The 6,283-nt window shown below is 63.4% G+C and carries 5 protein-coding genes; 1 reads left to right on the forward strand and 4 read right to left on the reverse strand.

Annotation, left to right across the window (positions count from 1 at the left end; all coding sequences use genetic code 11):
- The first annotated feature begins 72 nt into the window (after nt 1-72).
- Nucleotides 73-750 (forward strand): TetR/AcrR family transcriptional regulator, encoded by a 678-nt coding sequence (locus WBR68_RS28490; RefSeq protein ID WP_230695914.1) that lies wholly within the window; start codon nt 73-75, stop codon nt 748-750.
- 241 nt (nt 751-991) lie between these two features.
- Here the strand turns inward: WBR68_RS28490 and WBR68_RS28495 are convergent, their stop codons facing one another.
- The 4 genes from WBR68_RS28495 to WBR68_RS28510 all read right to left on the reverse strand — a co-directional run bounded on the left by WBR68_RS28495 (nt 992) and on the right by WBR68_RS28510 (nt 5,600).
- Entirely contained in the window at nt 992-1,429 is a 438-nt protein-coding gene (locus WBR68_RS28495; RefSeq protein WP_230695915.1) for an acetyltransferase, read from the reverse strand.
- Between the two features lie 191 nt (nt 1,430-1,620).
- The gene (locus WBR68_RS28500) at nt 1,621-4,026 is read right to left on the reverse strand and encodes a TonB-dependent siderophore receptor (RefSeq protein WP_230695916.1); all 2,406 of its coding nucleotides are present in this window, start codon (nt 4,024-4,026) and stop codon (nt 1,621-1,623) included.
- Nucleotides 4,027-4,122: 96 nt separating this feature from the next.
- Complete coding sequence (locus tag WBR68_RS28505; RefSeq protein WP_230695917.1) at nt 4,123-5,085, reverse strand: FecR domain-containing protein; 963 nt, start codon at nt 5,083-5,085, stop codon at nt 4,123-4,125.
- Nucleotides 5,082-5,600, reverse strand: coding sequence for a sigma-70 family RNA polymerase sigma factor (locus tag WBR68_RS28510; protein WP_230695918.1), 519 nt, complete (start codon nt 5,598-5,600; stop codon nt 5,082-5,084). The genes WBR68_RS28505 and WBR68_RS28510 overlap by 4 nt, the downstream gene beginning before the upstream one ends.
- Nucleotides 5,601-6,283 lie beyond the last annotated feature (683 nt).

The raw sequence follows: 6,283 nt of genomic DNA on the forward strand, positions 1-6,283 counted from the left end.
ATAGCAATAAACTAAATAATTACGGGACAGGTTAAAGTGCGGGATAGCCGACGCCACCAACAGGGATCAGACATGCAGCCGCCAGAGCGCCGCCCCACGCGGGGACGCCCTCCCACCATCACCCGCGAGCGGATCGCCGATGCCGGCATCGCCGTGGGCTTGCCCAACATCACGTTCGTGGGCGTCGCCGCGGCACTGGGCGTCAGCCACATGGCGCTCTATAAGCACGTGCCCAGCCTCGAGGAACTCAAGCGACTCGTTGCAGAGGAAATCTTCAAGCGGTGGCAGATTCCGCAGGCCTGTAGCAACAATCGCGGCGAGTTGAAGGATTACCTCACCGTGTTCTCGACGTCCGTGCGCGAATTCGTCAAGGCGCACCCGGGTGTGACGCCTTTCGTGATCCGGCGGCTGGCCGCGACGCCGTCCATGCTGGCGAAGATCGACGGCCATCAGCGCCATATCGCCGATGCCTATGGCATCTCAAAGGAGCAGTCCCGCATCCTGCTGGCAACCGTGGCGTTCCACGGTATGGCGGTGGCGGATACGGTGTATTCGGTTGCGGGGCTGGAGCCGGTCGTCGACGCCGCGCGCGCGGCGGAAGAATTCGAGATGGAAGTCGAACTCGATCAGGGCATGCAGGCCCTCATCATCGGCCTGACGGCCATGCTGGATTCCGGCCTCGGAAAGCCGGCAACCGCCCGGCCGGCACGGAAGGTAGTGACGGCCGCCAAGAAGTCGCGCAGCGCCTGAGGGCCTGCCGCTCAGCTTGTGTTTCGTGCTGAACCAGGGCAAAGCCCTGGTCCGCGGGGCGTTCCGATGGTGGACCGGGCGACAACAGGGGGCGACGTGCCAAAGCGCACAAAAGCGGCAAGCAGCTCAATCTGCATGGAGCAACTCATTTCGAACATTGCATGCGGCATTGATTGATCGAGTCAGCTCGAAAATGACCGCGCTCATCCGGCCGCTTTCGGCCAGAAGCGGACCTTTTCAACTAGCCGGGGTAACGCAAATGGATCAAGGGATAAGGCCGTCCCTGTGAATCCTTCTCCGAACGTCCAGTTTCGACGAATCCCATCCGTTGATAGAAGCCGACCGCTTGAGAATTCTGCATGTTGACGTCCGTCGTTAATGAACCATGTAACGCCAATCCTTGCTGCAACAATTGACGACCGATACCGTTTCCACGTACATCGGGATCGATGAATAGCGCCTCCATATGGGTCCCATCGATCAGCATAAATCCATAGGGATGGTCATTTTCATCGACGGCAACAATCACCGGTGCATGGGGCAGAAAACCACACACTTCGGCATCAATGGCCTTTCGATCTTCGGCATCGAGAAAGTGATGGGTGGCGTCTACGGAGCGCCGCCAAAGGTCAACGAGCGCGGGGCCATCTTCAGGACGCGATCTGCGCAGTGTGTACATAGCAACCTTCAAAAAATTTTAGTTTAGGTGAAGTACGCCTGCCTACGCCTGCCACACCATCGCTGCACCCTTCGGAAAATGCTGAAGCCCGCTCCGGGTCGGAAGTCGCCGGCCGCACGTCGGAGGACGGCCAGAAGCGGAAATAGGGCACCGCCCGGGGGTGAGCCTGCCGCCCCGGGTTCGGGCGCCGGTCAGAACATGGCGCGCACCGCCACGCGGAACGTGCGCGGCTGGCCGAAGTAGTTGAAGTAGTCCGTGTTGCCCACCGACTGGTAGTAATTCCGGTCGAAGAGGTTGTCCACATTGAACTGCACCGCCAGGTTCTTGTTGACGTCGTAGACCGCGTGCAGGCCGACCAGCGTGTAGGCGCCCTGCGAGATCTTGTAATCCTGTCCGCCCGTCGTGCCCGTGTTGAAGATGCCGCTCTGCGCATAGACCGAGCCGCCCACGCGCAGCTTGTTCCATTGATCCGGCAGGCGGTAATCGGTGGACACCTTCAGCAGGTGCCGCGGAAAGGTGCTGGCAAACGTCTGGCCGGCCAGCGGACCCTGCGCGTATTTGGATTGCGTGTACGTGTAGCCCAGGCTGACGTTCCAGGCCGGCGTGATGGCTCCATTGATCTCGAAGTCCACGCCGCGATTGCGCACCTTCTCGGCGGCACGGAAGCAGGAAAGGACGCCCGGCGGGCACAGGTCAATGTCGTAAATCCGGTCGGCCCGGCCCTTCTGATCTGTCTGGAACAGCGCCAGCGCGGCATTCACCCGGCGGTCCATGAACTCGCCCTTCAGGCCGATCTCGTAGTTCTGCCCCGTCATCGGCGGCAGCACGCCGCCGTCGACGCCAATGTTCTCCTGCGGCTTGAAGATTTCGGTATAGCTGGCATAGGCCGACAGGTTTTCATTCAGGTCCTGCACCACGCCGGCGTACGGCGTGACCTTGCCGCGCTGCTCATAGCGGCTTCCCGTGCGCACGGTGGTCTGCGCAAAGCGGTCGAATTCGAACCAGCTCATGCGCGCGCCCACGAGGAAGGTCGTGCTGTCGGTCAGGCTGAAGCGGCCGGCGGTGTAGATACCCTGCTGCTTCTGCGTGATGTTGTACTGCCACATGTCCACGTCCAGCCCGGTCGGCGCGGGCGGATTAAACGCGCGCAGGTCGTTCATGTCGACCACGTAGCGATAGCTGGCGTCGCGCCCGCCGTGATAGTCGAAATCGTCCTTGCGCGTGGAGGCGCCAATCACCAGCTCATGCCGGCGGCCCAGCAATTGGAACGGACCGGACGCGTAGGCGTCCACGCCCCACTGCGTATCGTTGAAATGGAAGAGGCGCGGGTTCAGCGTGAAGAGGTCGCCGGTCGTGCGCTGGGTGTAATTGCCCAGGAAGTCCGACTTGGCGGACAGCCAGCTTCCGGCGACGGTGAGCTTCCAGCCGTTGTCGAATTCGTGCCTGATGTCGGCGAACAGATTGGTGTTGCGCTTGTTCACGTAATTCCAGTCGCCGACCAGGGCCGTCTTGCGCGACATCGGGTAGAACGAACCGTCGGCTCGCGTCGGCAGTCCGGACCAGTCGTAGCCCTGGTTCCGGTCCTTCTGATAGGTCAGGCCCGCCGTCACCGTGGTGGCGGGCGTGATGTCGGCCTCCAGGATGCCGTAGAAGAGCGAGTTCTCCTTGCCTGCCTGTTGCGAGAAGTCGCCCGAATTGGTGTAGGCCGTCACGGCGCGTCCGCGCAGCGTCTTGGCGTCGTTCAGGGGCGAGGACACATCGAGCATGGTGCGGTAGTCGTCCCACGATCCCGCCGACACCGTCATGACACCCGTCGTCTCGTAGCCGGGTCGCTTGCGCACGAGGTTGATGGCGGCCGCCGGGTTGCCGGCCCCTTCCAGCAAGCCCGTGGCGCCGCGCACGACCTCGACCCGGTCATAGATCTCGGTGGTGGGCTTGTTGATGGCGTCGAACGAATACGGGTTGGTTATGTTGACCGGCACACCGTCGATCTGCAGGTTGTCGATCTGTTGGCCCCGCGCCTGGTAGGTCGAGCGCTCCGAACCGCTCTGAACCACCGAAATTCCGGTGGTCGCCTGCAGCACGTCGTCCAGGTTCCGCATGGACTGGTCATCCATGCGCTGGCGCGTCACCACCGTTACCGATTGCGGCGTCTCGCGCTGCGACAGGTTCAGGCGCGTGGCGCTGTTCGTCACCTGCACGACGTAGGTGTCACTGGTGTCCACGGGCGGCAAATTGCCGGAAACCGTGACCGGTGCGAGGGTGGTGGTCTCGGGCGGTGCACGCCGCAGGGTCAGCGTGCCGTCCGCGGCCTGCGTGGATTCAAGTCCGCTGCCTGCCAGGGCGACGCGCAGCGCAGCGTCCGTGGTGTATACGCCCCGCACGGCCGGGGCATTCAGGCCGCGCACGAGCTGCGGATCGTAGGACACCACAGTCCGGCTCAACCGCGCAATCTCGGTCAGCGTGGCGTCCAGGCTGCCGGCGGGCAGGTCGAACGCGATGGGCGCCCGCGGCTGGGCGTGGACTGGCTGGCCAAGGCTGGACGCCGCCAGGACCACGGCGATACTCAGGACATGGGGAACGGGCAAAACGCGCATGAAGCTCTCCGATACGTTGCGCACAGTGATATCTGGGTATGTGCCGCGAGATCGGAAAAGTGACAGTGCTCGTGCAAAAGAAAGTGAGAAAACCGGTCAGGCCGACCGGACGTCGATCAAAGTGAGCCAGCGCGTATAGCGGCTGACCGTGATCGGCAGCGTGTGTTCCAGCGCGCTGAGCGCGCGGTCGGTGTCGTCCAGCGGATAGACGCCGGACACCGCCAGGCGGGCAGCCTGCGGGCTGACGCGCAGCACGCCCGTGCGGTAGCTGGCCAGCGCCGCGGCAATCTCGCCCAGCGGCTGATCGCGCGCCTTCAGCCATCCCTCGCGCCACGACGCGGCGTCTTCCATCGCTTGCGGGCGATCCGCCCAGGCAGCCCCAAAACGCGCGCCCTGCCCCATCGCCAGCGTCAGCGGCGACGCGTCGCGCGGAACGACATCGACGCTGTTCTGCAACGCCACGGCCAGGCTGGCCTCCTCTTCCAGCCGCACCATGCAGCCCGCGCCCGCGCTGCGAACCTGCCCGTGCACCGTGTGCACCGCAAACAGCGCGGAAAGGCCGGTGCGCGGCTGTACCACCAGCGCACCCTCCAGCAACCGCACGCTGCGCGCGTCTGCCGTGAAATCCAGGTCCACGCGGCTGCGGGCATCCAGGGTCAGCAGGCTACCGTCCGGCAGCGTGAAGGTCCGGCGTTCGCCCGTAGCCGTGCCCAGGTCGGCCGTCAGATTGCCCAGCGGCGTGATGCGGTTGGCGGCCCAGCCGCCCGCCGCCGCGGCGCCGGCCAGGGCGGCCGCGTTGAGCAGCACACGGCGGCGCGCTGGACGCACCAGCGTGCGCCGCAAAGCGTGGTGCTCGTTCTTCATCACCGTTTCCAACCGCCCCACCGACTGGCTCAGGCCCTGCTGCAGCCGCGTCCAGGCATATTCATGGGCTGGGTCGGCCGCGCGCCAGGCAGCACAGGCGGCGTGATCGGCATCCGTCGCCTCGCCCGAGGTCAGCTTGACCCAGAAACCGATCGCGCGATCGCCGGCCTCGGCCACAGATTGCTCGCGGCTCATGGCGCGTCCGCCAGCGCGTAGCAGCGCTGCAGCGCCTGCGCGATGTACTGGCGCACCATGCTCACCGACACGCCCAGCGCGGCGGCGATTTCCTTGTGCGTCAGGCCGTCGAGCTGGCTGTACAGAAACGCCGCGCGCGCCTTCGCTGACAGCCCATCGAGCATCTGGTCCACCTGGTGCAGCGTCTGCAGGATCGCAAGCTGTTCCTGCGGAGACGGGGCGAACTGCTCGCCCTGGTGGAACAGGCTTTCCAGCCACGCGGCTTCCAGCTCGCGACGGCGCCACAGTTTCCAGACCAGGCGTTTGGCGATGGTGATGATGAGTGCGCGCGGCTCGCGCACGGAGGCGAGCCGCGGCGTCTGGATGAGCTGCACGAACGTGTCGCCGACGACGTCCTCGGCGTCTTCCAGGTTACGCAGCCGAGAGTAGAGGCGGCCCAGCAACCATGGCCTGTCTTCGGTGTAGATTCGGGTCAGCAGAGGATGGTCCGAGGTAAGCATGGAATGCGGAAGCATGGCGCGGCGCACGGATGCCTATAAATACAAATCACTCTCATTCTATAACATGACGTTCCCTCCCGTCGCCGTCACGCGCGGCGCGCGGAACTGGCGTCCGGGGATAGCCGGAAGTGACAAGGCGTTCCGAAGGAGACCCATCCGCGGGTGGTGTCAGAGCCAGGCCTCTAGGCTCAAGGCTGCTTTGGGTCGAAAACTGCCAGTCTTCGACAACCGCTTTCGGCCGATTCTGTTGAAAAACTCGATCTCCGCGCACCATCGCACCGGGATCGAAAAATTGACCCTTCAGATCGGCGCCAGATCAACGATCTCATCCCGAGCAAGGGGTGAAGCACTCTCAAGAAGGTAGTCGAGCATCACTGGAAGGAGTTTTTCAACAGAATCGGCCAATAGCGGAATTTAGTTTGCTCCATAAACGCAGCGCACTCTGCTTCTCGTAGAGTTGTATTTCTTCCAGGAAAATAGTGTCACACTGCGATCTCGCCCGGTAATCTGCAGTCTGATGCACATCTTTGAACATGCACTTTATGCCCTCACGCTACGCTTCCCCACGTTACATCGCATCTGGATTTGACCCTGTATCGCCGGACACCACTTCACCGTTAGGTTGATAAAACGGCGAGACGCCGGAACTCTCGGGGAGAACGATACTTCAACGCACTGTGTGGATGCGATTCGTTGTA

This window comes from Achromobacter sp. JD-1 (assembly GCF_038594925.1).
GTDB classification, from domain to species: domain Bacteria; phylum Pseudomonadota; class Gammaproteobacteria; order Burkholderiales; family Burkholderiaceae_B; genus Achromobacter; species Achromobacter spanius_C.

Bases quoted from the DNA above. Each gene is read 5' to 3' on its own strand.
- WBR68_RS28505 (WP_230695917.1), bottom strand. From the start codon at position 5,085: ATGAGCCGCGAGCAATCTGTGGCCGAGGCCGGCGATCGCGCGATCGGT.
- WBR68_RS28500 (WP_230695916.1), bottom strand. From the start codon at position 4,026: ATGCGCGTTTTGCCCGTTCCCCATGTCCTGAGTATCGCCGTGGTCCTG.
- WBR68_RS28495 (WP_230695915.1), bottom strand. From the start codon at position 1,429: ATGTACACACTGCGCAGATCGCGTCCTGAAGATGGCCCCGCGCTCGTT.
- WBR68_RS28490 (WP_230695914.1), top strand. From the start codon at position 73: ATGCAGCCGCCAGAGCGCCGCCCCACGCGGGGACGCCCTCCCACCATC.
- WBR68_RS28510 (WP_230695918.1), bottom strand. From the start codon at position 5,600: ATGCTTCCGCATTCCATGCTTACCTCGGACCATCCTCTGCTGACCCGA.